Raw genomic sequence first — 1,744 nt, 5'->3', positions numbered from 1 at the left:
TAAATACAGTATTAAGTGGCTTAGACCACTTGATATAATTAGGAGGGTAATGATTATGAAAGAATTAGAAACCAGAATAATAGATATAAATGTAGAACAACTTAGAAGTCGTTTAAAAGAACTTAATGCAGTAAACATAAAAAAAGAAAATCAAACTAATGAAATTTTTGATTTTCCTGATAGAAGACTTTTAGATGCTAAAGGTTACGCTAGAATAAGAAAAGTAGAAGACCTTATACATAATAAAATTGTTTATTTTATAACTACAAAAAAAATGCTTAGTCAAGACAGATTTAAAGTTATGGAAGAAAATGAAACTATTATAGAAAATGGCTCTATGGGTGCTAATATTTTAAAATCACTAGGATTAGAACTTTGTGAAACTATAAAAAAATATAGAGAAAGCTATAAATTTAAAAATACCTTAATAGAAATTGATATTAATGATCCTAATTTTTGTCCTTTCCCATATATTGAATTAGAAACTGACTCTGAAGAAGAACTTGAAGAAATTCTTAAATTATTAGGATATAACTTAGAAGATACAACTTCTAAAACTATCTATGAAATTTTAAATGAAAAAGGTTTGACTCCAAAATCTAGTAATAAAGGTTTATAAAAATTAATAAAAAATAAGGCTTTACTAAACTAATTAATTATTATGTTAATTAATATTATATATAGAAGTAATAATTTAATCAGTCTAAAGTTAAGCCTTGTCTATTTTTATTTATAAAACTTAAAATTATTTTTTTAAACAATACTTTTCTTTTAAGCTATTTAATTTACTTAAACCTTGAAAGATACTTTTAGGCATAAATGGAGTTACAAAAGAATGTTCATAACATTTTTTATTTGATTCAATATTAGCGCATAAAAACTCTAATTCAACTATTAATGGTGAATATCTTTTTTTATTTTTTTTTAAATCTTCTTTCCATGCATTTTGTTGTAAAGTTGCACCAATTCCCTTCTGCCATTTTAAACCTATCTTTTTAATTATACTTTCACAATAATTAAGATGAATTTCTGTATTTTTTATATCTATATAATTATAATTTATAATAACGCTAAACATTATATCTTTGTTTATTCTTTCTTTATTGTGTAATAATTTTTCTAGAAAATCCATTGTATTATTAGACAATTTATTTTCTTGCATATTTGTAATTAATATAATATTACTATATACTTCAGTTTTTTTTATTAATCTTTTTAGTTCTATATCATTATTTAAAAATTCATCATTTATTAAAACAATATGATATTTATAGTTATTTTCATCTAAAATATTTTTTATCTTATTAAATATAGCATAAGAATTACTTTCCTTGCCTTTTAAATCACTTATTAATACTAATATATTTTTCATATATTATATTCCATTGTTAAAAAATATAAATCTTTTAAGATTAATCTTACAATGGTATTCCCTCCCAACAAATAAATTTAGTAATCATCTGTAAATTTTTGTAATTTACCTATTATAAATTATAAATTATTTTTCTTTATTTTTCTATACATTCATATTGTATTTTTATAAATAAATTTTAATTTATAGAAAAACAATTAAATATTACAACTTCTTTAAATAAAATTAACAAGCAATGAATGCACAATAATATTCATTACTTGTTATATATAAATTTAATTATCAGTAACTTACATATATTAAAACCCGAATTATTCACCAAACTATTTTTTAGAAGATAAAAATATCTAAATATATGGTTTGGTGTTTATT

General features: G+C 20.1%; 2 protein-coding genes. One reads left to right on the top strand and one right to left on the bottom strand.

Features of this window, described 5'->3' with window-relative positions:
- The first annotated feature begins 55 nt into the window (after positions 1-55).
- On the top strand, positions 56-619 hold the full coding sequence (locus GBZ86_RS15575; RefSeq protein ID WP_152892180.1) for a class IV adenylate cyclase: 564 nt from the start codon (positions 56-58) through the stop codon (positions 617-619).
- Positions 620-745: 126 nt separating this feature from the next.
- Here the strand turns inward: GBZ86_RS15575 and GBZ86_RS15570 are convergent, their stop codons facing one another.
- The gene (locus GBZ86_RS15570) at positions 746-1,372 is read right to left on the bottom strand and encodes a hypothetical protein (protein ID WP_152892178.1); all 627 of its coding nucleotides are present in this window, start codon (positions 1,370-1,372) and stop codon (positions 746-748) included.
- Between the last annotated feature and the right edge of the window lie 372 nt (positions 1,373-1,744).

This window comes from Clostridium tarantellae, assembly GCF_009295725.1.
Taxonomy (GTDB): Bacteria; Bacillota; Clostridia; order Clostridiales; family Clostridiaceae; genus Sarcina; species Sarcina tarantellae.
This window is presented reverse-complemented; position numbering and strand designations above follow the sequence as displayed.

What these genes read in the sequence shown, in the direction of transcription:
- GBZ86_RS15570 (WP_152892178.1), bottom strand. Translation starts at nt 1,372, where the DNA reads ATGAAAAATATATTAGTATTAATAAGTGATTTAAAAGGCAAGGAAAGT.
- GBZ86_RS15575 (WP_152892180.1), top strand. Translation starts at nt 56, where the DNA reads ATGAAAGAATTAGAAACCAGAATAATAGATATAAATGTAGAACAACTT.